Origin of the sequence: Brevibacillus fluminis, from assembly GCF_003710825.1 — a bacterium.
GTDB classification, from domain to species: domain Bacteria; phylum Bacillota; class Bacilli; order Brevibacillales; family Brevibacillaceae; genus Brevibacillus_D; species Brevibacillus_D fluminis.
This window is the reverse complement of sequence record NZ_RHHQ01000028.1, coordinates 1-23,382: the sequence shown is the minus strand read 5'-3', so window position 1 is coordinate 23,382 and position 23,382 is coordinate 1. Positions and strand designations below refer to the sequence as shown.

Below are 23,382 nucleotides of genomic sequence, written 5' to 3'. Positions count from 1 at the left end.
GAAAAACCCTGCTCGCTTCAGCAGGGTTTGCCTATTCCTTGACCGCGCCCGATGTCAGCCCTGAGATGATGCGCCGCTGGAAAATCAGCACCATGATCACAAGCGGAATCGTGACGATGATGGACGCAGCTGAAATTTCGCCCCATGGGATCGTGTAAAGTCCCTGAAACATGACGATACCGACTGGAACCGTCTTCATCGCTTCCTGCGTATTGATCGTCAGCGCAAACAAAAATTCGTTCCATGCCGCGATGAATACCAGAATCGTGGTTGTGAAAACGCCTGGCATGGCGAGCGGAAAAAACACCTTAGTCATCGTTTGCCAAATTGTCGCGCCATCGACCTTTGCCGCTTCCCCCAAGTCGCTCGGGATTTTGCGGAAAAAAATCGTCAAATTCCAGATCGCAAGCGGCAGCGCGAATGTCGTATACGGCAGGATCAAACCGAGATAGCTGTTTGTGAGGCCCATCGACTGCATGAACATGAAGATCGGCGAGATGGTCGCGATTTGCGGGAACATAGAGACGGCCAGGACGATCCCCAAAATGATCGTTTTCCCACGAAAGTTGAGCCAGGCGATCGCATAAGCGGCAGCGGACGCGATGACGATGGAGTACAGCGTGGTAAGTGTCGCCACCACCGTGGAGTTCCACAAATAACGGGCAAACGGACGCTCCGTAAAGACACGGACAAAATTGTCAAAGGAAGGAGATTGCACGAGGCGGAAGGCATGGTCCCCAAACAGCTCGCTCGGTGGCTTGAGAGCCGCCTGGAGAATCCAAACAAACGGAAACATGACAATGAAAATGAACAGTGCCAAAAAGACATAGAACAGCGGTCCGGCTTTTTTCTGCATGCTCTCCCCCCTATCTTCCGCCTTCACCGAGCAGGTCGGCGCCCAGGATTTTGATATATCCGATCGAAATCAAGGCTACGCACAAAAAGACGATGACGGCGAGCGCAGACCCTTCGCCGAAGCTCATTTGCGCAAACATGGTCTTGTACGCGTAAATCGAAATCGTCTCAGTCGAGTTCGCCGGTCCGCCTCCCGTCAGCGCATAGATCAAGTCGAACACGCGAAATGCATCCAGTGTGCGGAACAAGAGGGAGACCAGGAGTGTCGACTTCAGCATCGGCAGCGTGATCCGGAAAAACTGCTGCACCTTGCCTGCCCCATCGACTTCAGCCGCTTCGTACAGGCTGTGCGGTATCGTCTGCAATCCGGCGAACAGCAGCAGGGCCATGAACGGCGTCGTTTTCCACACGTCCGCCAGAATCACGGAGAACATCGCTCCCGCTTTTGTTGTCAGCAGCATTCCCATATCTGCAACCAAGCCAGTCTGTTCAAACAGATACGCCACAATGCCATTCTGTCCGTCATACAAAAATTTCCACATCATGGCGGAAATGACGGTCGGGATTGCCCAAGGAATGAGAACGGTCGCACGTACCAAACCGCGCCCGTAAAACTGCTTGTTGATCAAAAGCGCGATCCAAAGGCCCAGCACCAGCTCGATGGCGACGGATACGACCGTGAAAAAAAGCGTGTTGTACAATGCCGCCCACATACGGCTGTCCGCTAGAAACTGTTGATAGTAAGCAAAACCAACATAGTTGGGCGAAATGACCGAAGCTGCGATCCCTTTGACGACCGCGATGACTCCCTCCGGCTTTTCCAGCTGCTTCTGCTTGCCCATCTCCGTAAGCTTCGTTTCCATGTCTTGCAGTGTCGCACGGAGCGCCTGCGTCTGGGCATCGGACAGCGCGACATACTTGAGCTCATTGGGCACCGGCTTGAAATCGAGCAACAGCTTGTCAATCTCTTGGTAACGCTGGGCGATTTCGCCCGATTGCGCAAGCAACGCCTTCATTTGCTCGGCCTGTTGTTTAAGTCCCAGCAGCTCTTCTTTGACGCTGCCATCGGCGGCATTCGCTTCCTTGTTCAGATTGCGCAGCAAAATCGGCAGCGAATTCACGTACCGCTCCATGTCCAGACCGTAAGCATTGTGCACCTCGGTTTTGGTCGGATCGTTGAGCCTGATGTCATGTAGACTGATCCAAAATGAACGTACGACAGGCCAAATCGCGATGATGAGAATGATCAGCAAGGCCGGGGCAATCAGAAGATAGCCCATCTGCTTCTCCGACAGTGATCCTTTTTTCACACGGGTCATCCATCACCAGCTTCCTTTCCTGCATTCGAAAAGTGAGCAGCCCCCAAGGATGTTAGCGTCGCTTTCCTTGAGGGCTTTTTTTGGCTACACCTTTCTGCCCTGCCTTATTTTTTCATCAGCTCGTTCATTTTGGTTTCCATGTTTTTCGCCGCTTGCTCGGCCGTTTGCTGGCCAGCTAGCGCTTTGGACACCTCGATTTGGATCACCTCGGAAATTTTCGGGTAAATCGGGCTGGTCGGGCGGGAAACTGCAGCGCTGACGCCATTGACGAAATCTTGGTTGGCAAACAGCGGGCTCGCTTTCTGCACATCCGTATCACTGTACACAGGCAGCAGTGTCGGTGCCAGACCGCCAGACACCGCGGAGATTTTTTGCCCTTCGGCACCTGTCATGAATTTGAGGAATTCCCATGCCTCTTTCGGATGCTTGGTGTATTTGTTGATGCCACCCATCCAGCCGCCGAGCGCCGCCGCTGAGCGTACATCGCCTGAAGGCAACGGAGCGATCGCGACCTTGTCGACGATTTTGGATTGGGTTTGATCCTGCGCCAATGCGAACTGGTACGGCCAGTTTCGGATGAATGGCGATTGTCCCTCAATAAAAGCAGTATGGGATTCGGTCTCTGTAAATGTCGTAATATTTTTCGGCACGATATCGGACTTCACGATCTCCATCATTTTTTTCAAGCCTTTGATCGTGCCAGGGTTGTTCACCGCCACATTGCCTTGCTCATCCAAAATTTTGCCGCCGTAGGCAGCGGCGAACTCGACAAAGTTGCAGACAAGCCCTTCGTATTGCTTAGCTTGCATCAAATAGCCGAACTTGGTGCCGTCTTTACCTTTTGTCGCCTTGGCTTGAGCGATGAGGTCATCCCACGTTTTCGGCGCTTCCTTGACCAAATCTTTGCGATAAAACAGCAGCCCGGCATCGATGAATTTGGGCATGGTCCACTGCTGGCCACCGAAATTGCCCGCATCCAAAGCGCCTTTGATGTACTTGCCGGTGTCGATCCCGTCCTGTTCGATCAGGCGGTCGAGCGGGAGCAAATATCCCGCTTGGGCAAACTCCGCGGGCCAGATAACATCGAGGTCGAACACATCGATTTCGGATGATTGCGCGCTGAACATGGTGACGTACTGGTCGTGGCTTTGGCCGGTGTCGGAAGGCGTTTCGCGGATTTCGACTTCAATGTCGGGATGGGCATTCTGGAAAGCTTCGACAAGCTTTTTCGTTGATTCGGTGACGTCTTTGCCACGGGCATAGACGAGCTTCACTTTTTCCGCCGCAGGCTGCGGCTGTGCGGGTTCTGGTTTCGGTGCCTCTGTTGTGGGAGCTGCCGGCTGCTGCGGAGTGGATGCGGGTGCGGATTGCTGTGGAGTGGATGAACATGCTGCCAAGGAGATTGCCATCGACAAGCTGAGCCCGACCGATGTAAGCCCTTTCAATACTTTCATTCCATTTCCCCCTTATGTTTTCTTTCCCTGAAACCATACTCACAATCGGACCGCTTCTCCCGTCTGCGCCGAAAGGTAGATCGCCTCGATCAGCCGATTGATGTACAACGCCTGCTCCGGTGTGCACAGCGGCGTCGCCGTCCCTTCCACGGAATCGATGAAATTGCGGAACAGCTGCACCCGCTCCTTCACTGGATTGGGCAGGATCTCAGTGGTGGCGGTAGCGCCGTTTAACTCGTGGTGGTACGCGAATTGCTGATCCATCAGCCGAAGCGAGGTACCGCCCTCTTTTCCGTACAGGTCAAGGAAAACGTTTTCCTCTTTGATGTGAGAAGCCCAGCTTGCGTCCAGCGTAAGTGTGAAGCCATTTTCAAACGTGATCATGGCCACCGCCATATCTTCTACATCAAAATAGCCGCTCTCATCCTTTCGGCCCCACTCCGACAAGCCGCGCTTGTGAGGCCCGAATTGGGCATAGGTCTGGCCGAGCACTGAAACCGGCTTCGGATGTCCGACGAGCCACAAGGCGACATCGAGCATATGCACGCCGATATCGATCAAAGGACCTCCACCCGCCAAGTCCTTGCGCGTAAACCAGCTGCCCCAGCCGGGAATCCCATTGCGCCTGACCCAGCCCGCCTTGGCATGGTATACATCGCCCAGCTTGCCTTCTTCAAGCATTTGCTTCACGTATTGGGTATCGCTGCGGAACCGGTTGTTTTGTGCCACCATGAGGATTTTGTCCGCCTGCTTGGCAGCCGCAATCATTTCCTCGGCTTGCGCGACGTTCATCGCCATCGGCTTTTCGCACAGCACATGCTTGCCGGCCGCAAGCGCGCTTTTGGTCGCTTCAATATGCAGGTAGTTGGGGACGCAGACGATGACCGCATCGATGTCCGCAAGCTTGAGCATATCCCCGTAATCGGTGAACACCTGCGGAATCCGATACTGCTCCGCTCGACTTGCCCCTTGCTCCTCCGAGATGTCGGCGATCGCCATCACTTCTGCCCGCGGTTCTCCTTTCATCGCCTCCAAATGTGCTTCGGAAATACTTCCCGCACCGATGATGCCGATTTTCCATTTCCGCTTCTCGGTCATGCTCTCCCTCCTACACCCACCACAGATTTTTGATTGGCTCGCGCAAAATCACCTGCTGTAGGTTGGCCACCGCGCGCGTGAATCCTTCCTCAATCGACATGAGCGCATCTTCATGCTCGATGCTGATCGCCCCGTCATAGCCGTACATGCGCAGCGCGCTCATCATGTCAGCCCAGTCTTTCGCATCGTGCCCGTATCCGACCGTACGGAAGTACCAGGCGCGCTCCTGCAGATTCGCATACGAATTCATGTCGGTCAGTCCGTACATGTTCACCTTTTCCTGGTCGATATACGTGTCTTTGGCATGGAAATGGAACAGCGCCTTCTCCTTACCCAAAATCTTGATCGCTGCCACCGGGTCGATCCCCTGCCACCACATGTGGCTCGGATCAAAGTTGGCCCCGATGTTTTCGCCTACTGCCTCGCGCAGCTTGAGCAGCGTGCCCGGGGTGTGAACCAGGAACCCACCATGCATCTCCAGCGCCACCTTGACCTGATGGGACGCCGCGTAATCCACCCATTCTTTCCAATACGGGATCAGCTTGTTCTCCCACTGCCAGGTCAGCACATCGCGATATTCGTTGGGCCAGGGCGCCACCGGCCAGCTAGGGTATTTGGCACCATCGTGGTCGCCCGCCGTGCCGGAGAAGCAGTTGATCACGGAAACCTCCAGCCGCTGTGCCAATTGAACCGTTTTGACAAAGGTCTCATGGGAACACTGGGCAAACTCTTTGTCCGGTGTGAGTGGATTGCCGTGGCAGCTGAGCGCACTGATCGTCAGACCACGGTCCTCCACCGCCTTTTTGAACGAGCGCAGCTTTTCGGGATGATCCAATAGCTCGTCGGGCTTGCAATGCGCATCGCCAGGATAGCCTCCCGTGCCGATTTCTACCGCTTCCAGCTCGGCCGCCTTTACATAGTCAAGCATCTCCTCGAACGGCTTTTCCGCAAACAGGACGGTGAATACGCCAAGTTTCAAAACGCTTCCCCCTCTCACATTCGATCTGCTTTTATGAAAATGGATGCTTACTTCCCGATCACACACACGCTTTGCCGAATCACAAGATCATGCGGGACAATACTCATCCTTTCCACCGGTTCGTTGCGCAGCTGCTTTAAAATCTGCTCCGCCGCCGCCCGCCCGTACATGTACGGATCATTGTGCACAGTGGACAGCATCGGACGCGTCAGCGATGCCATTTCCAAATCGTCAAAGCCCATGACCGAGACATCTTCTGGCACCCTGACTCCTTGATCATGGAGAAAATTGAGGACGCCGACAGCCATAAGGTCGGTCGCCACGAAGACCGCTGTCGGCCGGATGCTCTCCTCCCAAATTTTCCGCATCGCTTCATAGCCGCTTTTGGCCGTGAACTCGCCTTCCTGCATGAAGCCGTCATGAATGTCGAGGCCGTGTGCCCGCATCGCCTTGCGATACCCACCCAAGCGATCGAGGCCGCACGGCGGGTCCCACAACGGGCCGGAAATGCAGGCGATCTTTTGATGCCCCTGCGCAATCAGATAGGCGGTGGCATCGTAGGAAGCCTGGACATTGTTGATGTTGACTGTAGGAATGTTGTAGCCAGGTAGATCATGGCCCGTCACGACCAGCGGCACCTGAATTTCCTGTAGCTGCTGAAAATGCCCTTCAAGAAAATGAATGCTCGCCATGATCACGCCATCCAGCTGCTTTTCCTTGAACAGCCGCAAAAATTTCAGCTCTTTTTCCACCACTTCATCCGAGATGGCCAAAAATAAGCTGTAATCATACTCACTGATGACGCTGTCGATCCCATAGATCAGGTTGGAGTAAAAGTTGTTGGAAATGTCGGGGATCATCACCCCGATGATCCGGGTTTCCTTATTGACCAAACTTCTGGCGACAGCATTAGGCTGAAAGCCCGTCTCTTCCACAACCTTCATGACTCGCTCCCGCAATTCCGGACGAACGGGTTTGGAATTGTTCAAGACTCGGGAGACTGTTGCGATGGATACGTTGGCTAGTTGTGCGATGTCCTTAATAGTTACTGTAATGGTCGGTCACTTCTTTCCGTTTTATGGGAAAACGTTTTCCTGTTACAAAAAATACCATTTACTGGGCGTAATTGTCAATTAGTATTCTGAAAATTTAAAACAATATTATTTCCGCGACTTTTGACTTAGGGCTTAAGCAATGAACGAAAAACGACGATATGAATAATGAAATGAAAAATTTGGCAAGCTTTCCGTTGTGTCTATGACTTTGGAAACACGCTGGCTCCGCCATCTCAGCAAGACTGACTTCTGGAGGAACACAAGATGTTGCACACACAGCGATTTATTATCATCTTTTCGCTTATTTCTGCACTCTTTTTCTTAACCGGCTTCTCATCTGTGCCAAAGGAACCAAAAGCTACCTGGCTGTGGCAATCCCAGCTCATCTCCTCTGAGCCGGAGCAAATAATAGCGTTCGCCAAGGAACACGGCGTCACGCTGCTTTATGTTAACTTCTCGCCTACGCGCAAAGCCGTCGAGTACCAGGCTTTCATCAAAAAAGCGACCGCGTCCGGAATCGCCGTCCACGCTTTGGGTGGAGAGCGCAGCTGGGGCTTGGAGCAAAACCGCCCCCAACTGCTGGCATGGGTCGACCTGGTACTCGCCTACAATGCCGGCGTGAGCAAAGAGGAGCGCTTCACAGGCATCCACCTCGACATTGAGCCTTACCTTTTGCCCGAATGGAAGACCAAGCAGTCCGCCGTCATCGGGCAATGGATGGGAAACATCAAGGCGTATACAGCCAAAGTTCGCAAGACACCGGCGCTCGAAATTGGCTGCGACATTCCTTTTTGGCTGGACAGCATCGCACTGCCCAATGATGCTGCAGCATCATTGGGCAAATGGCTGATCGCGCAGCATGATCATACAGCTGTAATGGCTTATCGCGATCGGGCTGTAGGGTCCAACAGCATTTCCGCACTCTCGGTGCAAGAGTTGGCCTTCGCTGATGAGCTAGGCAAGCGCATCTTCGTTGCGGTGGAAGCGAAGAAGAGCGGCGAAGGGAACTTCGTAAGCTTTGCGGAAGAAGGAAAAACGTACATGAATGCACAGCTAGCCAAGCTGTCTCTCCTGCTATCAGAACACCCTTCCTTTGCCGGGAATGCGGTTCATTCGTATGAATATTGGAAGACGATGAAGGAATAAACGAAGAAGAAACAGGCCCCTGCACAACGCAGGAGCCTGTTTTTTTGCCGTACCTATTTATTTTTTCTGCAAAAACCGTCCGAGCGAAAACGGCGCGATGTCGAAATCCGTTTTGCCTGCAAGCGTCAGATGCATCGCCATTTCGCCGATCGCGCTGGCGAATTTGAAGCCGTGCGCCGAGCAAGCGGAGATGATCAGCACATGCTTGTGCACCGGGTGGTGGTCAATGATGAAATCATGATCAGGTGTCCAGGTGATCATGCATACCTGGCCATTTTTGAGCTGGCCCGTCACACCGGGGAAGAAGCGCTGGCTCACCGCCGCCAAACTGCCTTCATCGCTTTCCAAATCGCCGAACGTCCGATTCACACGGTCCGGATCAACCGGAGTACCCGCATCATGGCTGCCGATCTTCAAGCCTGAGCCTTGCATGCTCGGGAAGCCGTAAAAACGCTCCTCCGGCAAATCGATGAAATAGGAAGGAAACCGGCCGGCACCATAAAGCGATTCGTCCGCTTCATACCAGACTACGGTCTTGCGAATCGGCTGCAATGGAATAGACAATTCGGCGAGCAACGATCCAGTCCATGCGCCTGCCGTCACGATCAGCTTGTCGGCATGGTAATCGCCTCGCTCGGTCCGCACTGTCACGCCATCCGCGTGGTACTCGATCGCCTGCGCCCGGGTATTCATGAGCAGTTTCGCACCATGCGTTACTGCCTGTTCACGGTAAGCACGAATGCACTCCTCGCTGTACAAGAGACCGGAAGCCGGTTCGAAAGCGCCGATGAACGATTCCGGCACCCGGATGCCCGGCCACCTTTTCTCAATCTCATCGGCCTGCAAAACCTCCAGAGGCAAGGAAAATTCTCGGGCGCTCCGGATTTCCTCCTCCAAAAACTGCGAGTCCGATGCGCCGAGTCCCAGCACGCCGGTCTTTTCAAACAGACGCTTCCCCGTTTCTCGCTCCAGCTCGCCCCACAGCTCCTGTGCCCGCAGCACCAGCGGAACGTATTTGCTGCCTTCCCCGTACGCATGGCGAATCATGCGGGTATCTCCGTGATGGCTTCCATTGGCATGGGGTGGATCGAACGCGTCGATCAGCAGCACCTTGACACCCTGCTTGGCCAAAAAAGCGCCCGCTGCCATCCCCATCGAACCTGCACCCAGTATGATTACCTCATGTGTGCCTGTCATCTGTCTGTCACCTGATTTCTGTCAGCTTCGTTAGATCGATAGCACAGCTTTTAGCGTCTGCGCAGTCGCTTGGCAATCAGCTCGCCCAGCGATTGGATCACTTGCACGATCACGATCAGGAAAATTACGCACGTTAGCATGACAGCCGGGTCCCAACGCTGGTAACCGAAACGAATTGCCACGTCACCCAAACCGCCCGCTCCAACAACACCCGCCATTGCGGTAGCCCCGATCAAGCCGATCGCCCCGATCGTCAAGCTGAGGATAAGGCCCGGTCTCGCTTCCTTCAGCAAGACGCGCGTAATGATCTGCTGACGGGTCGCTCCCATCGCCTGAAACGCTTCAATGACGCCTTTATCCACTTCCAGCAGCGCCGACTCCATCAAGCGCGCAATGTACGGCGCCGTGTACACAATCAATGGCACGATCGCACCTTTCACCCCGATTGTCGTTCCGACGACCAATTTGGTGAACGGGATGATGGCCACCATCAAAATGATGAACGGCAGCGACCGCAAGATGTTGATGATTACATTGAGAATTTGAAAGACAACCTTGTTTTCATAAATATGGTTCTTACGGGTCACGACCAGCACGACGCCGACAATCAGCCCGATAATCGTGGAGATGACCAATGCATAGCCGACCATAATCGCCGTTTCTTCAATCGACTGTGCGTACAGGTCGCTGTTTTCCAGAAAGCTTTGAAAAAAATTAGTCAGCATGTTCAATCACCTCAATCTGCAGCCGTTCCCCTGCCAAATAATCGATGCCTGCCTGAATCGCCTCGGCTTCACCCGTCACGCGGATGATCAGGCAGCCAAACGTCGTATCTTTGATTTGTGTAATGTTTCCGTACAAAATGTTGGGCCGCAGCGTAAATTTGGTCGCCAAATCAGCCAAAATCGGTTCTGCGGCATTGTCTCCGATGAAGGAGATGCGCAAAATTTTCCCCGGCACCTGCTCTTCCTGAATCTTGTTGACCAGATTCTGTGGCAGGTTGACGTCAAAAATGCTCTTGATGAAGTTTTTCGTAATCGGCTTTTGCGGATTGGAGAAGACATCCAGCACTTTCCCCTGCTCGACAACCTCGCCGTTCTCCATCACCGCCACACGGTCGCAAATTTTCTTGATCACATGCATTTCGTGGGTGATCAGCGCGATGGTGATGTTATACTTCCGGTTGATTTCCAGCAACAGGTCGAGAATCGATTCCGTCGTTTGCGGGTCGAGCGCCGATGTCGCCTCGTCGCACAGCAAAATTTCAGGATCGCTTGCCAATGCGCGCGCGATCGCGACGCGCTGCTTTTGACCGCCGGACAATTGCGACGGATACATTGTCTCTTTCTCTTTCAAGCCGACCAGTTCCAACAGCTCACGAACCTTTTTCGTAAGCTCCTGTTTCGGTGCATTGACCAGGCGAAGCGGCGCAGCCACATTTTCAAAGACGGTAGCGGAGGATAACAAATTGAAGTTTTGAAAAATCATGCCGATTTTGCGACGAACACCGCGAAGCTGCCCTTCATTCAAGCTACCAAGATCGACGCCACCGATCAGCACTTTGCCCGATGTCGGCTTCTCCAAAAAATTAATGCAGCGAATCAGCGTGCTTTTTCCCGCACCGCTGAAGCCGATAATTCCAAAAATCTCGCCTTTTTCGATGTGCAGCGTCGCTTCTTTGACCGCTGTGATCTGCCGCTTGTTTTGATAAAATACCTTCGAGATTGCTTCTAGCTGTATCAAGGTATCCACCTACCCCCATCATGAAAAATAGTACTGCTGCCGCAACTGGCCAAAAAAGCAAACCACAGGTCCCCTCATGTATCGAGGAGACCTGTGTACAAAAGTGATGAATCGTTTACCAAGCAGTAACCATGGAATCGCCGTATTTCTCGGTTACAAACTTTTTCACTTCTTCAGACTGGAATGCTTTCACCAATTTTTGGAAGACCGGTTTGTCTTTGTCTGCTTCACGAACCGCAATGATGTTCACCCATGGGGAATCTTTCGGCTCGCGGTAAATCGCGTCTTTGCTTGGGGACAAACCGTTTTCAATCGCATAGTTGGTGTTGATCACCGCTGCTGTCAAATCGCCCAGCGCTTTTGGAATGAACGCCGCATCCAGCTCTTTGAACTGCAGATGCTTAGGGTTGTCTACAATATCTTTAACCGTTGCAGTTGTGGTAACGCCGTCTTTCAATTTGATCAAACCTGCGCTTTGGAACAGAACCAGCGCGCGTCCGCCGTTTGTCGGATCGTTTGGCAGACCGAGCACGTCGCCGTCTTTCAGCTCGGACAGGTTTTTGATTTTTTGCGAGTAAACACCGATTGGATAGTTGATGGTGTCTGCCAGCTTCACGATATGCGTACCGTTGGTTTTGTTGAATTCATCGAGGTATGGCTGATGTTGGAACGCGTTGGCATCCAGTTGGCCGTCTTCGAGAACTTTGTTCGGTTGAACGTAATCGCTGAACGTTACCAGTTCGATGTCCAAGCCGTCTTTCTTAGCGACGTCTTTCGCCACTTTCCAGATCTCTTCTTCTGCACCGGCCATAACGCCCAGTTTCAATTTTTCTTCAGCGGCAGGTTTCGCAGCATTTGCATCGCCGCCAGCTTGTGGAGCAGCTTGTTGTCCAGCTCCGCAACCGGTCACTACCAGAGCTACAGCCATCGCCAGGAAAATGGATAAGTACGATTTTTTCATATTGCCCTCCTATTAACCGGATATCCGATTGGTTTACTATGGAATTGAATATACTAGCTATCGAATGATCCGTCAAGTTTTTTTACAAATATAAAAAATGATTGATTTCTTCCAACACTCCGATTCACCCAAAAACCGGTGAAAGAATCAAAAGAACACCGCGGTTTCGCGTTACCAAATCGAAGGACACTTGCTATTATCTCTATACTGGGCACAATGATCAAGAGAAAAATATAGGATGGCAGACAAGTGCCATCTTTTTGCCAAAATCTTTATTTTTCAAGTATTTTCACAATATTCCTAATATATCTCATCGTTTTTTCTACCGCTTCTTGCGGATCGGTATTCCTCCGTTTGTTCACGAGAGCCGTCATCATTCCTTCCCAAATGAGCACCGCCATTTCGTTGACTTCCTCAATCGCTTCGTCGGTGATCTCTCGCTCCCGCTTGGCCATATCGAGCAACGCCTTGCTTCGCGTTGTTAAGTCAGACTCAAAAAGCAGCGGACGGATCTCATCGGAAAACCCTACTAAATCGCTGGAATAAATGGAAAAATAATGGGCCAGCATTTCCTCCGGCTTTTCTCCCAAATCGGCGATATAGACCGCATGGTAAATTTGTGGATTGGCAAAGGAATGTTTGCAAAAGCATTCCCAGCTCAGCAAATATTTCTCCGTGTAGGTTTCTCCCCGTTCCAAATAGGAAGGCAGCTCCAGCAAGTAGTCTTTCACAAAGCGCATGGAGGCGAAATATAGCAGATGGGACAGCTCTCCGAAATAGTTGTAGATCGTCGAACTCGTATATCCAGCAATATCTGCGATTTTGCGCGCGCTAACATTTTCAATGCCTTCTTCTTTCATAATCTGTACGGTGGCATCGACAAAATATTGGAGCATGCGCTTTATTTTGATGTCTTTTCTGTTCATCATTCCACTCATTCCCCTACTTATCTTGGCTACAGGCACGTTGCCTTTCTTATTATACACAACTTGGCCCGCACGCCTTTAGAAAACCTGACTACGCCAAGCTTTTGGCTTAAGCCGCGGTTGCCCTTATAAAAACCCTCACCTCGCTACCACGAGCATAAAGCTGCATGATGCGCGGGAGGGTTTTGCCCAGGAATGACTAGAGTGCGCAGAAAAATTGCTTGCGGGTCACCTGCAAAGGCTCACGGTCCACATACAGGACGATCTCCCCTGCTTCTTCCTCTGCCTGATAGATTTTGAGCGAGACGCCGGGTGAAAACAGCGCCTTTCCTGTTTTCAAATTGAACTCCCATCCGTGCAGCGGACAGCGGATGATTTCATTGTGGTGTCCATAGACGTATTCTTGCGGCCGGGAAGGGACCATTGTGCCGACAACCGAACCGTAGATCATCGGCACGCCTTGGTGCGGACAGCTGTTACGAAAGGCGTGGCACTTTCCTTCCACGCGGATCAAGCCGATTTCGACGCCGTCGATGTCAAAAAGCTGACGCTGGCCCTCGGCCAATTCTGCAGAGGAACAGACTGCTACGCGATGCTTGCCGTTATTGCTCATGATCATGCTCCCCCTGCTTACAGCCTGAATGAATCCAGCGGATTTTGATAAAAGATTTTGTGCTTCAGCTCTTTGGGAAAGTGCAGGAATGCCCGTTCCACCTCATCGCCATCCCAATGCGGATAATCGCTGCAAAACAGGAGCATGTGCTCCGCATCGATCATTTGGATCAGCTCAACCAAATCCTTCGGGCGAGCAGGCTCTTCGATCGGCTGCGTGCCGAAGCGGATATTGCGGCGAATGTATTCACTCGGCAGCATTTTGACCCATGGCACCTCATGGCGGAGAGCCTTCCAGTTTTTATCCATTCGCCACATGGTCGGTGCGATCCAGGAAAATCCGTATTCGATGAAATTCACCGTCAAGTTCGGGAAACGCTCGAATACGCCTTCGCATACTAGGCTGATCACGTTCCGCTGGCCGATCAAGCCGAGGGATGTATGCCATTCCATATACGTGGACGCTGGCCCTACACCGAAGCCAGCCGCGTACTCGCCCGTCCCCTCGGTGTCAGGGTGCAGCACGATCGGCAGGTTGTACGCTTCCGCGATTTCATAGATCGGCCAGTAATGTCGCTTGCCGAGCGGGATATTGACGCAGTGCATGTTGATGCCGACGATTTCCGGGCGTTTGCCGATGCGCTCGATCTCTTTGACAGCCAGCGCAGGATCAAGCGGTGTGATTTCCATCGTCATTTTGTAACGCGGGTCGCTTTTCACCCATTTGTGGTACAGCCAGTCGTTGGCGGCTGACGTGTACTTGGCAGCAACCTCCACGTTGTGGAAAGCGGCCATCGTCCCGTGCCCGATATTCAAGATGCCGGTTGTCGTCCGGCAGCGGTCAAACAAGTCTTTGGCTAAAAAAGTAGGATCGCTCCCCGGAATATCCCCCGACGGCGGAAACGCATCGGCACGCAGCGGGACAGGCAGCGGATTGGCGTAAGCCGACGCAGGAAACTTAAACGACCCGCTGTTTTGCTTGGAGAGCGCCCCCTTGGCGAATTTGCCGATATTCATATACTGCTGAATCGATTCATCCAAATACGGGATCAATTCATTGAAATCGCTTAAAACCGGATGCACGTCACAGTCAATCAATCCATTGTGCTCAAATGTAGCTCCCATGCTAGATTCACCCCGTTAAACATACGTTGATAGAATCGCATTCAAAATATGAACGCGTTCATAAAATAACTTTAGCCTATTATCGCGCGGTAAAATCGTACGGTCAAGCGAAAGATCGGACCGTTACTTTCACTTCCACTTAAAAACATCATAATCATGTTTTGCGCGCCTCTTTTGTGGATACAGTTCCACTCACGTTTTTTACGCACGCAAAAACCCGCGCCCCTCTTTTCGGGACGCGGGTTCTCTACCGATCGCATATTACATCTCATCGATATTCTCTATCATTTTGCGCAGCATTTTGGTGATTGCTTTCTGTTCCTCCATACTCAAGCCTTTGACGACTTGGGATTCGCCTTGGTTAAACTTAGGGTACAGCTCTTCAATGATCTGTCTTCCCTTTTCCGTGATCCGCAAGCGAACCATCCTGCGGTCATTCGGATCGATTTCCCGCCTGCACAGCTCTTTGCGCTCAAGCGTATTGGCGATGCTGCTGATCGTCGCAACCGTCACGCCTTCCGATACAGCCAGCTTCCGCGTCTCCATCGATTCCCAGATCCACAGGTCGTACAGGATGGAAAATGCGGTCCAGGACAAATTGTACTCAGACAGCACTTTTTGCTCTATTTTGTTGCGCATGCGCTGTGTCGCCCAATACAGGTGTGTGCACACTTTCATGGCGCTATAGTCGGTTTTGTAGTCGGTCAGGCGATTCAAAACATCCAATTCATTAGGCAATAATTCCTCGTCAATCGGGGGCATGATTTCCTCCTAAAGCACTGCTCGTTTGATTTGCCGAAATATTGAGTACCGTTAGATATGATATGATTATAGCATTAAGTTGGGGACAAACCAATGATTTGGCTATGGTGGAAGAACGGGGATTTTCGGAAAAAAGTTACGCAACGCTGTTACGATGCCTGCTGGGGGTCGGGGAGAACGGCTCCGCGAATCAAAGGGAAACTGCGCCCCAAAGCCACACGCTGCGCGGCGGAAGTATCTCAGGGACGTAGATGTGGCGCAAAGCGTTTCCCTTTGATTCGCTCCGCCTGGATGGCATCGTAAAGGCGTCGCTCCACTTTTTTCCGAAAATCCCTTTGCTGCTGTGAAATAGAAAAGACTGTTTTCTCAAGGATTGTTGCTAAAGGCAATGATTAGTCCCCCTAATCAGTGTCAGTTATACAAATTAACCACAGTCTTTTCATTGTGGTATCAAAGATTAACCATGTATTATCCCATGCAACATCACAAAACCAAGGACTCCACGGGAGATAAGATTTCTGCCCTTTCCTGCCCTTGTCCTGTATAAACCGTGCCTCACTACTTCACACGATCGCATTCCACGATATCCGGATACGTTTTGCAAAACTGGACGAACATTTATACGCTGCTCCGTATCAAACAACTGTCGCCCCTCCATGCCGCACCATTCCTTTTTTGCAGATAAAAAAACACCCGTACATGGGTGTTTTCGAGCAAAACATCTGAATTACGAATGACTATACAGGTGGCAAGACACGAAATGCTGCGGCGCTGCCTCCTGCTTCACCGGCGCCTCCTTCTTCCAACGGTCCATCACGAACGGGCATCTCGTATGGAAAATACACCCGGATGGCGGGTCCATCGGCGACGGTATCTCCCCCCGCAGCATGATCCGCTCCCGTTTTTGCAGCGGATTGGGCAACGGCACCGCAGACAGTAGCGCTTGCGTGTACGGGTGAAGCGGAGTTGCGAACAAGCTGTCCGTCGGCGCATGCTCCACCATTTGACCCAAATTCATCACACCGATGCGGTCGGAGATGTGGCGCACGACGCTGATGTCATGGGCGATGAACAGATAGGTCAGTTTATATTCATCTTGCGCCTCATAAATGTGTTTAAGCATCAGGCAATCTTTCTCGTTCATCCCAGTCCCCCGTCAACCGAATCGTGGCGATGTCTTGCTGTTTATGTTATTCGCCTCGGGCAGACCTACTCCTGTCGGTCACAGTTTCGGCAGGGTCAAAACAATCTTGCCAAATTGTGAGCGTGCTTTTTGCTTATACTCAATGGATCACAGCTTTTCCCGTAATCGCATCGATAGTGATGTTACGGTCGGCATACTTGCTGTCGCTCATTGGAACGTAGACCAGCTTTGGTGATGCCAGCCTCTCCCCCATCGCGCCTTTGACGGTGTATGCCAGTTGCAACGGCATGTACGCCAAATATTCGCGAACCGCCTGCTCGACGGGAACCGCCTTACTTTTATCTGGAAGGGCAACGGCTTCCTGCATGTGCGTCCGGTTCACAAACCCGTGCACCTTGCCTGTGGATGGATCGACCGAAATGATGTACGCCTCGCCAGGGTATTGCTCCAGCACCGGTACCCCTTCGTGGCTTTTGATGAATTCGAACTCCCAGCTACCCGACGATACGGGATTCGGTTCGCCCGGTTCGATCACCTGAGAGAGCTGCACTTCCGTCACACCGCGATCCACGAACTTTTCGAGGAATCCGATCGCTTCCTTGAATGCCACTTGCTCGGAAACAGTTATGTTGTGATCGACCCGCGGAATGGTGATATCGACGACACGCCCGGTCTGCGCATCGATCGTCACGTCGATTTGTCTTCCCTCTTTTGTCTCCCAAAAAAAGTGCTTCTTCTTGCCGGATGGGCTATCGTCATCTTTACCCTCACCGGACTTGAGCCCTTTTACATCCACTCCCATATCCTTAGCCAGCAAGCTTGCCGCCTCTTCTTTCGTTTTAACCATGACCGGCTGATTGTTTTTTCCAGCGTTAAGGGTAATCGGCTCATTCGTACCACGGCGGTCATAATCTATTCCGTTGTTGCCCGCTCCATACTGGATTTTGCCAGTGACGGCATCGATGTACCAATAGAGAGAACGGCTTATCCCCATTTGCAAGTCAGCAACTGCGGGCGTGTAGTCAAGCATCGGCCTTACTTCTGGCTTCCCGCCTGCTTGCGGATCGCGCTTGATGACCACTTGCTCAATATAGCGCAGCTTCATGTTTTTCGCCAAAACGCCTTCTGCGCTTTGTCTGGGAACCGCGCTGGACGGATCCGGCAGCGCAACGGGATCATACACCACGTCGCTGCGAGTGTATTGACGAATACGCCCGCTTTTATCTACGGCCACATACAGACTATCTTCCAGCACAGGGATGTCGTTGTAATAGCGCATGTACGTGGGATTATCATAATTTCCTGTTTCCCGATACTGTTTACGTTCTTCGCCAAGCATGCTTTGCAGGAATTGGTCCGCTTTTCCGACGGCTACCGTTTTTGGAGCCCATTCCACGGGTTCCTGCCGGTTGCCTACACTCTCCACCGCGTAATCGGTCAGCGCATCGCCTTGGCCCGTCATGCTGATCAATGCCTGATTCCCTTCCTTGTCTGCATTCATCAGGAGAAACGAATAGCCTGACGAATGAACCCCCTTGTTTGACAGCACTGCATCTGGATTCAACTCGGGCAGAGCCTCTCTCAGCCTGGTAAAAGTCGCTTGCTCGGCATCACTCACTTGGCCGTACGAAACGACTTTGCCGGCGCCATCCACCCAAACCACCACATCGGAGAACGGTACGGTCTTCCCGTTTTTCATCTTTTTGTACGTGACCGCAATCGCCGGCACATCCAAATCGAGATATCCGCTGCGCGGCCGGGCGATTTCACCTGCGGCAACCTGCTGGTACTGTGCGCTGATTTCGCCGAGCATCGCCTGCAGGAACTGCTCCGCCTTCTCCTTCGCCACCTGTGCCGACGGCTGCTTCTGGGCTCCGTTCCCTGTCGACCACTTGAACACCTCGAGCTTGCCCGTCTGTTTGTTGACGGCAATGTTAGCGTACACGCCGTCTTTTTCCCGCAAAAATGCCGTGATCATTCCGGCCGTGCTTCCCGTCATCTCCAACTTGTAGCCGCTTAGCTCGGGTATCGCCTTTTGCAGCGGCTGCAAGGCTGCTTGCATGATCGCCTTGCTCTTTTGATCCGACAGCGCCGCTGCCGATTGCTTGACTTGATTCTGGAGCTCGGACATATCGGGATTCCAGACCGCAAGCGCAGCCGCCAGGCAAGCGACCGCGGTTGCTGCCGTGTACAGCTTCCGGTAGCCGCTCCTTCTTCCTTCGCCAGCCCGATCGCGGATTTTTTGCGCCAATTCTGGCGTGAACCGCACATCTTGCGCCACAGGCTGGCTGATGTCCTGCACCGCTTGGCGAAATTCTTTGTCTATATCCATTCCAAGCCCTCCTTCTCAAGCAGTCGCTTGAATTGCTTACGCGCCCGGTGCAGCTTGGTCCGCACCAGCTCTTCTGTGATGTCCAGCACATGCGCAATTTCCTTGACGGTCAAATCCTCGTAGTAATGCAGCACAATGACCTGGCGGTACTGCGGCGACAGCGCCATTACCCGTTCCGCCATCTCGGCCTTGGTCATGTTTCCAATGACCGTTGCTTCCACATGCTCATGCTCGGGCTCCTCCGGCATGTCATCTTTTTTGAACGTCGAGAAGATTTGCCGAAATGACCACGAGCGCAAATATTTCTTCGATTCGTTGATGGCAATGCGATACAACCATGTTTTCATGCTGCTTTCCCCGCGAAATGCATGCAAATCGCGAAACGCCTTCAGAAACACTTCCTGTGTAATGTCCTCCGCCATCGTGCGGTCTTTCACGATCAGGTAGACCAACTGAATGATCTTGTCTCCGTACTCGCACATCAGCTGCTCCAGAACTGCTTCTTTGGTCAAATGCAGCGCCTTGTCTGCTCGCTTTATATCTTGATACACAATGAACAGTCTCCTCCCTGCCACGCTTTTACATGACGATTTGATCCAACTGACCGCAAAACATGACAGGATGTTATGGTGAAAATTCGGTTTGCCCGCACATGTCTATTTGCTCATGCCGTTTTCCGGCACAACCGAAACGCTATAGAAAACGCCCGCATTGTTCACAGACGCAATGACCGTCGGCTTGCCTTTTTTCGTAAATGTGTACGTATCATATTTACTGGCAACGACATACCCCGTCAAATCCAGATGAAAGATCTTTTTCATCACCGGATTGATGACGGCGATCGCTTTTTCCTTCGTATACATCGGTTTGGCGAACACCTTTGGGATATCCTCTTGTGCGACGTAATTTTTATTCTCCACCACGCTGTAGTTGGCCACACCAACAAGGGTGCCGGTATTCGCCCCAATCATGACGCTAAACTTCCCAGTCTTATCCTGAAAACTCCAGACGCGATCCAAGTTGCGCTGTGGATGCTTGAGCAGCGTTGCGGAAGGCTCCAATGCAGTCGTTTGGCTGCCGGAAAGCTGTATCAATGATTGTTTGGCTGTGGTGACAATTTTGGGGGCAATCTGCTCTTGCCGGTAATGGATGGATGCATAGTCCACCTGGCCCGATGCCGCTTCTATGACGACTTCTGCACGCTCACCCCTGAAATGCCAGACGTTCTCCTTGCTCGATTTGATGCGCTCGATTCGGTCAATCGGGTTTGCAAGTTTGGCATCCAAGCTTTTCAATGTGTTGTTAACCGCATTTTGCAGTGCCGTACTCACTTCCTTGAAGCCGAATTTGACATGAACGGAAACGACCGCTCCGCCTTGCTTTTGAACCAGAACCTCTCCTCTGCCGTTTTTCGCCGAAATAACCCAGCATTCCGAATTTTCCCCAATGATCTGATCCAGCTCGATCGGTGCCCCTTCCGCCAGCTTTTGCATTTCTTTCCGTGCCGCCTCCAGAGCTTTCTGATCCAGTTCGGCGAGCGTCGTTTTTTTCACAGTTTCCACTGGTGCAGACTGGGCAATGCCCGGGAATGGAGCTTGCGCCGACAGCAACAAGGCCATCAAGCTTGCGGATACGATAGCGTGTTTTTTCATCAGTCCGACTTCCTTTCGATTGGCTTTCACTCATTTGATCCAGCAAATCGATTTTCATGACACCGTTATGAAAAATCCCCCTCGCTCGATCCGACTCCCTCTTCTTGCAAAAGAGAGTGTCTGATCGGCTCGGGGGATTTTATGAATCCCGAGAATTCCGAATAACCTCTGATTACATCGCGATACCGCCGCCTGCCTGTTTCTGCTCTTTTTTCTCCAGCTTGGTGAACAATCCGGAAAAAAGCACGATCGCGATTACCCCGGACAGGAAAAACAGGCCGCTCATCACATAGGAGGATACAAAGGAACCGAGTGTGACGGATAGGGACGCCATGACCATCTTCAGCTTGAACGACGTGCCAAAAACCGCCATGTACGTGCTGCGCTTATCATCCGGTATCAGCTTAGGCGTTGTGCTCTGCATCACCGGCACCCAAATCAGTTCGCCGATGGTCGCCACTGCGGTGAACAGAATCAACAGCCACGGCTGGTTCGAGAATGAAACGATCGCATACCCAGCGGCATAGAGCAAGATTCCGGCCACCAGCGCGAAACGCTGCGAGATCTTCTTAATCACATGGACGGCGACTAGCCCCAGCAGAACGACGATGAACGTATTGGTAGCCGTGAGCAGCCCGTACATCCTCACCCCGTCCGCTTGTAGACTAAAGCCGCCGAATGAAAATAACTGCTGCGGCTGAAACTCCTGGATCAGTCGTACGCTCGTATACTGTCCGGCCATGTTCTCAATCGCTCCGTTTAAGAGACCTGCCAGCAAAAACAGCATAAACAGCTTGTCGGTAACCACCGACTTGTAAGCGGAAATGATGGATAAAAGCGGATTTTTTTCGAGCTGCTCCCGCTTTTCGGGAACGTACGTCTCCTGGATGAAAAAATAAATGAGGGCAATCGAGAGCAAAGACGCACAGGTAGCGCCCAAAAAGATTTCGAAACGATGGGTCTGGAAAAAGAACCCGCCAATCAAGCTGCCGACCAATACGGAAACGTTCCATGCCCAGTAGCCAAAGCCGTAAATCAGCGGACGGTTCGCTTCTGTGGAACAGTCGATCAGCATCGCCTCCTGCGCCGGTGATGATAGCCCCCAGAAGATGCTGAGCAGCATCGCCATCGCAAACGTGACCCATGTGGAATCAAACCACGGCGAATTGGCAAAGGCGGTGACACCGAATGCACCAAATCGCAAAAACTCCGAGAACAAAATTACCTTCCGCCGCCCGATCTTGTCAGCCAGCGTCCCCCCATAAAATTCAGCGACGACCCCGACAAGCACATTCACCATCAAAAGGATCCCGGTAAGCGCAGCCCCCATCCGTTGGGCAAAATAAATCGTCATGAACGGATAAATCATATTCCCGAGAATGTTGGCGACAAACATCTCCACAAACCGAATTTTTATATTCGGATGCAAATCCCTAAAGCGCATATATCTGCTCCTTCTCAGTAGTGATAAGAACCAATATATGACAAAAATAAAATGAATTCAATCAATAAATAAAATTTTAAAAAATTAGAATGTGCTGCTTTCCCCTTTCATAGAGTCATTGGTTTGAGCCTGTAATAATGTTCGATTGTTGACAGCGCTTTCTTCCCTCAATAACATAGAATGATAGGACCAAATCGTAACAGCTCACCCACTACCAACTGCCGGACTCTGCACAGAGATTGAGCAAAGGCAGCAAAGGAGAATGCACATGCTAGCCACAACCATCGGTTTTTCCAAAAAATCGCTGCGCACCTTTGCGTCAGCCCTGCAAGAGAATAACGTAGGACGACTGATCGACATACGTTTGCAAAACACCTCCCAATTGGCCGGCTTCTCCAAAAAGGACGACCTCGAATACATACTGGAACTGCTGAATATCGAATACCTCCACGAGCTGTCGTTAGCACCAACAGAAAGCCTGATGAAAGCCGTGAAGCAAAAAGAGATTGCGTGGGGTGAGTTTGAGAAGACATTCCTGGATTTGCTGCAGGAGCGAAAAGTCGAGACGCACATGTCCGAGTGGCTGGGTGATAAGGTTCCTTGCTTTTTATGCAGCGAAGAAAAACCGCACCATTGCCACCGCAAGCTGGTTGTGGAGTATTTGCGGGAGTTCGATCCGCGGATTGAGATTGTTCATTTATAGACGAGGGTTTGTTCATTACTAGACACGAGCAACTGCCACTTCCCGTGCAGTTGCTTTTTTGATTGTTTTGGACGTAACCTGTTGCTCTTCCATTCTAGTAGACAGCGACACCTTGTGCATCTGTACATTTTCTCTTATGCAGCCCGTTGTCCAACACCCCTCTGCGTTTTCTCGCATTACTAATAGAAGACAACCATGCAAAGGAGTGAGTAACGGATTGGATAAAGCGAAACAACACGTGACAGTCATCTATCATGACGGAAAAAAACAAACCGTGGTCAGTTCGCCAGCGCCGAAGAATGGCCGAATCGTCGTCATCATCAACAACCAGTATACGAATGCGCCAAACACCACACAGATCGCGAGCGGCGCCGGCAAAAGCAGCGCAGCTGGGAACAATGCAGCAATCGAAGCGTCAAATACCGTGCAACAACAGAGTGTCGGGGCACAAGGGAAAGCAAGAAACGTTGGGTTGAACGGGAAACAGTCGCAACCCCAGACAAAATCTACGCGATTGCCAAACAAAAACGACCTGGTGATCGTCATGAACAACCAGACTGTAAAACGCGCAAACCGGAGCACGGCCTCCTCCGCTACCCAAGTAGCCAGTGGCGCTGGTCGCCTGAGCGCAGGTGGCACCAATGCCGCGATCGACAGTGCGAATACGAAGCAGCAGCATGCTGTCGGGGGTAGCAAAGGCGCGAGTGCGATTAATCGCGGCGGGAATAATCGGCAGAAGGAAGAAAAGCTGCGGAGTATGGCTCGTGGGGGGACGAAAAAGCGGGCGACGTTGCGTCGCGGTGGGAAGAAGCATAAATAAGAGTTGGGCCCCAGAAGAGCTGGTGAATAACCAGTTCAGGCTGTCGATAAAGTCG

The 23,382-nt window shown here is 51.9% G+C and carries 21 protein-coding genes and 1 pseudogene; 3 read left to right on the top strand and 19 right to left on the bottom strand.

What is annotated here, in order from left to right; all coding sequences use genetic code 11:
• Positions 1–31: 31 nt before the first annotated feature.
• The 6 genes from EDM56_RS28695 to EDM56_RS28670 all read right to left on the bottom strand — a co-directional run bounded on the left by EDM56_RS28695 (position 32) and on the right by EDM56_RS28670 (position 6,739).
• Positions 32–856 carry a carbohydrate ABC transporter permease gene (locus EDM56_RS28695; RefSeq protein ID WP_122921361.1) on the bottom strand — a complete coding sequence of 275 codons (825 nt, stop codon included), beginning with the start codon at positions 854–856 and terminating at the stop codon, positions 32–34.
• A 10-nt stretch (positions 857–866) separates the two neighbouring features.
• Complete coding sequence (locus EDM56_RS28690) at positions 867–2,174, bottom strand: carbohydrate ABC transporter permease (RefSeq protein WP_122921360.1); 1,308 nt, start codon at positions 2,172–2,174, stop codon at positions 867–869.
• A 104-nt stretch (positions 2,175–2,278) separates the two neighbouring features.
• Positions 2,279–3,628 (bottom strand): ABC transporter substrate-binding protein, encoded by a 1,350-nt coding sequence (locus EDM56_RS28685; protein WP_122921359.1) that lies wholly within the window; start codon positions 3,626–3,628, stop codon positions 2,279–2,281.
• A gap of 39 nt (positions 3,629–3,667) precedes the next feature.
• Complete coding sequence (locus EDM56_RS28680; RefSeq protein ID WP_122921358.1) at positions 3,668–4,726, bottom strand: Gfo/Idh/MocA family protein; 1,059 nt, start codon at positions 4,724–4,726, stop codon at positions 3,668–3,670.
• 10 nt (positions 4,727–4,736) lie between these two features.
• The gene (locus EDM56_RS28675; protein ID WP_122921357.1) at positions 4,737–5,705 is read right to left on the bottom strand and encodes a sugar phosphate isomerase/epimerase family protein; all 969 of its coding nucleotides are present in this window, start codon (positions 5,703–5,705) and stop codon (positions 4,737–4,739) included.
• A 47-nt stretch (positions 5,706–5,752) separates the two neighbouring features.
• Complete coding sequence (locus tag EDM56_RS28670) at positions 5,753–6,739, bottom strand: LacI family DNA-binding transcriptional regulator (RefSeq protein WP_281275002.1); 987 nt, start codon at positions 6,737–6,739, stop codon at positions 5,753–5,755.
• Between the two features lie 285 nt (positions 6,740–7,024).
• Between EDM56_RS28670 and EDM56_RS28665 the strand changes: the two genes are divergently transcribed.
• Entirely contained in the window at positions 7,025–7,906 is an 882-nt protein-coding gene (locus tag EDM56_RS28665; RefSeq protein ID WP_122921355.1) for a hypothetical protein, read from the top strand.
• 57 nt (positions 7,907–7,963) lie between these two features.
• On the opposite strand, the gene solA is transcribed toward EDM56_RS28665, so the two are convergent.
• The 13 genes and pseudogenes from solA to EDM56_RS28600 all read right to left on the bottom strand — a co-directional run bounded on the left by solA (position 7,964) and on the right by EDM56_RS28600 (position 21,804).
• Positions 7,964–9,103, bottom strand: a complete 1,140-nt coding sequence (solA, locus tag EDM56_RS28660; RefSeq protein WP_122921354.1) for an N-methyl-L-tryptophan oxidase — start codon at positions 9,101–9,103, stop codon at positions 7,964–7,966.
• A 50-nt stretch (positions 9,104–9,153) separates the two neighbouring features.
• Complete coding sequence (locus EDM56_RS28655; RefSeq protein ID WP_122921353.1) at positions 9,154–9,828, bottom strand: methionine ABC transporter permease; 675 nt, start codon at positions 9,826–9,828, stop codon at positions 9,154–9,156.
• Positions 9,818–10,846 (bottom strand): methionine ABC transporter ATP-binding protein, encoded by a 1,029-nt coding sequence (locus tag EDM56_RS28650; protein ID WP_122921352.1) that lies wholly within the window; start codon positions 10,844–10,846, stop codon positions 9,818–9,820. Before EDM56_RS28650 ends, EDM56_RS28655 begins: the two co-directional genes overlap by 11 nt.
• Before the next feature lie 115 nt (positions 10,847–10,961).
• Entirely contained in the window at positions 10,962–11,807 is an 846-nt protein-coding gene (locus EDM56_RS28645; RefSeq protein WP_122921351.1) for a MetQ/NlpA family ABC transporter substrate-binding protein, read from the bottom strand.
• Positions 11,808–12,079: 272 nt separating this feature from the next.
• Positions 12,080–12,736, bottom strand: coding sequence for a TetR family transcriptional regulator (locus tag EDM56_RS28640; protein WP_246009577.1), 657 nt, complete (start codon positions 12,734–12,736; stop codon positions 12,080–12,082).
• Positions 12,737–12,932: 196 nt separating this feature from the next.
• Complete coding sequence (locus EDM56_RS28635) at positions 12,933–13,346, bottom strand: Rieske (2Fe-2S) protein (protein ID WP_183192631.1); 414 nt, start codon at positions 13,344–13,346, stop codon at positions 12,933–12,935.
• 17 nt (positions 13,347–13,363) lie between these two features.
• A complete protein-coding gene (locus EDM56_RS28630) occupies positions 13,364–14,470 on the bottom strand; it encodes an amidohydrolase family protein (protein WP_122921349.1) in 1,107 nt (368 codons plus the stop codon).
• Positions 14,471–14,731: 261 nt separating this feature from the next.
• The gene (locus EDM56_RS28625; RefSeq protein ID WP_122921348.1) at positions 14,732–15,232 is read right to left on the bottom strand and encodes a MarR family transcriptional regulator; all 501 of its coding nucleotides are present in this window, start codon (positions 15,230–15,232) and stop codon (positions 14,732–14,734) included.
• A 727-nt stretch (positions 15,233–15,959) separates the two neighbouring features.
• Positions 15,960–16,337: pseudogene (locus EDM56_RS28620) on the bottom strand (oligopeptide/dipeptide ABC transporter ATP-binding protein); the annotation flags it as partial.
• A 178-nt stretch (positions 16,338–16,515) separates the two neighbouring features.
• The gene (locus EDM56_RS28615) at positions 16,516–18,708 is read right to left on the bottom strand and encodes a YcdB/YcdC domain-containing protein (protein WP_122921347.1); all 2,193 of its coding nucleotides are present in this window, start codon (positions 18,706–18,708) and stop codon (positions 16,516–16,518) included.
• Positions 18,699–19,259, bottom strand: coding sequence for a sigma-70 family RNA polymerase sigma factor (locus EDM56_RS28610; RefSeq protein WP_122921346.1), 561 nt, complete (start codon positions 19,257–19,259; stop codon positions 18,699–18,701). The genes EDM56_RS28615 and EDM56_RS28610 overlap by 10 nt, the downstream gene beginning before the upstream one ends.
• 105 nt (positions 19,260–19,364) lie before the next feature.
• Complete coding sequence (locus EDM56_RS28605) at positions 19,365–20,360, bottom strand: hypothetical protein (RefSeq protein ID WP_122921345.1); 996 nt, start codon at positions 20,358–20,360, stop codon at positions 19,365–19,367.
• Between the two features lie 172 nt (positions 20,361–20,532).
• Positions 20,533–21,804 carry an MDR family MFS transporter gene (locus tag EDM56_RS28600; protein WP_122921344.1) on the bottom strand — a complete coding sequence of 424 codons (1,272 nt, stop codon included), beginning with the start codon at positions 21,802–21,804 and terminating at the stop codon, positions 20,533–20,535.
• Positions 21,805–22,072: 268 nt separating this feature from the next.
• Between EDM56_RS28600 and EDM56_RS28595 the strand changes: the two genes are divergently transcribed.
• Together EDM56_RS28595 and EDM56_RS28590 are read left to right on the top strand one after the other, a co-directional pair.
• Positions 22,073–22,507, top strand: coding sequence for a DUF488 domain-containing protein (locus EDM56_RS28595; protein ID WP_122921343.1), 435 nt, complete (start codon positions 22,073–22,075; stop codon positions 22,505–22,507).
• A gap of 217 nt (positions 22,508–22,724) precedes the next feature.
• On the top strand, positions 22,725–23,327 hold the full coding sequence (locus tag EDM56_RS28590; protein ID WP_122921342.1) for a hypothetical protein: 603 nt from the start codon (positions 22,725–22,727) through the stop codon (positions 23,325–23,327).
• The last annotated feature ends 55 nt before the right edge of the window (positions 23,328–23,382 follow it).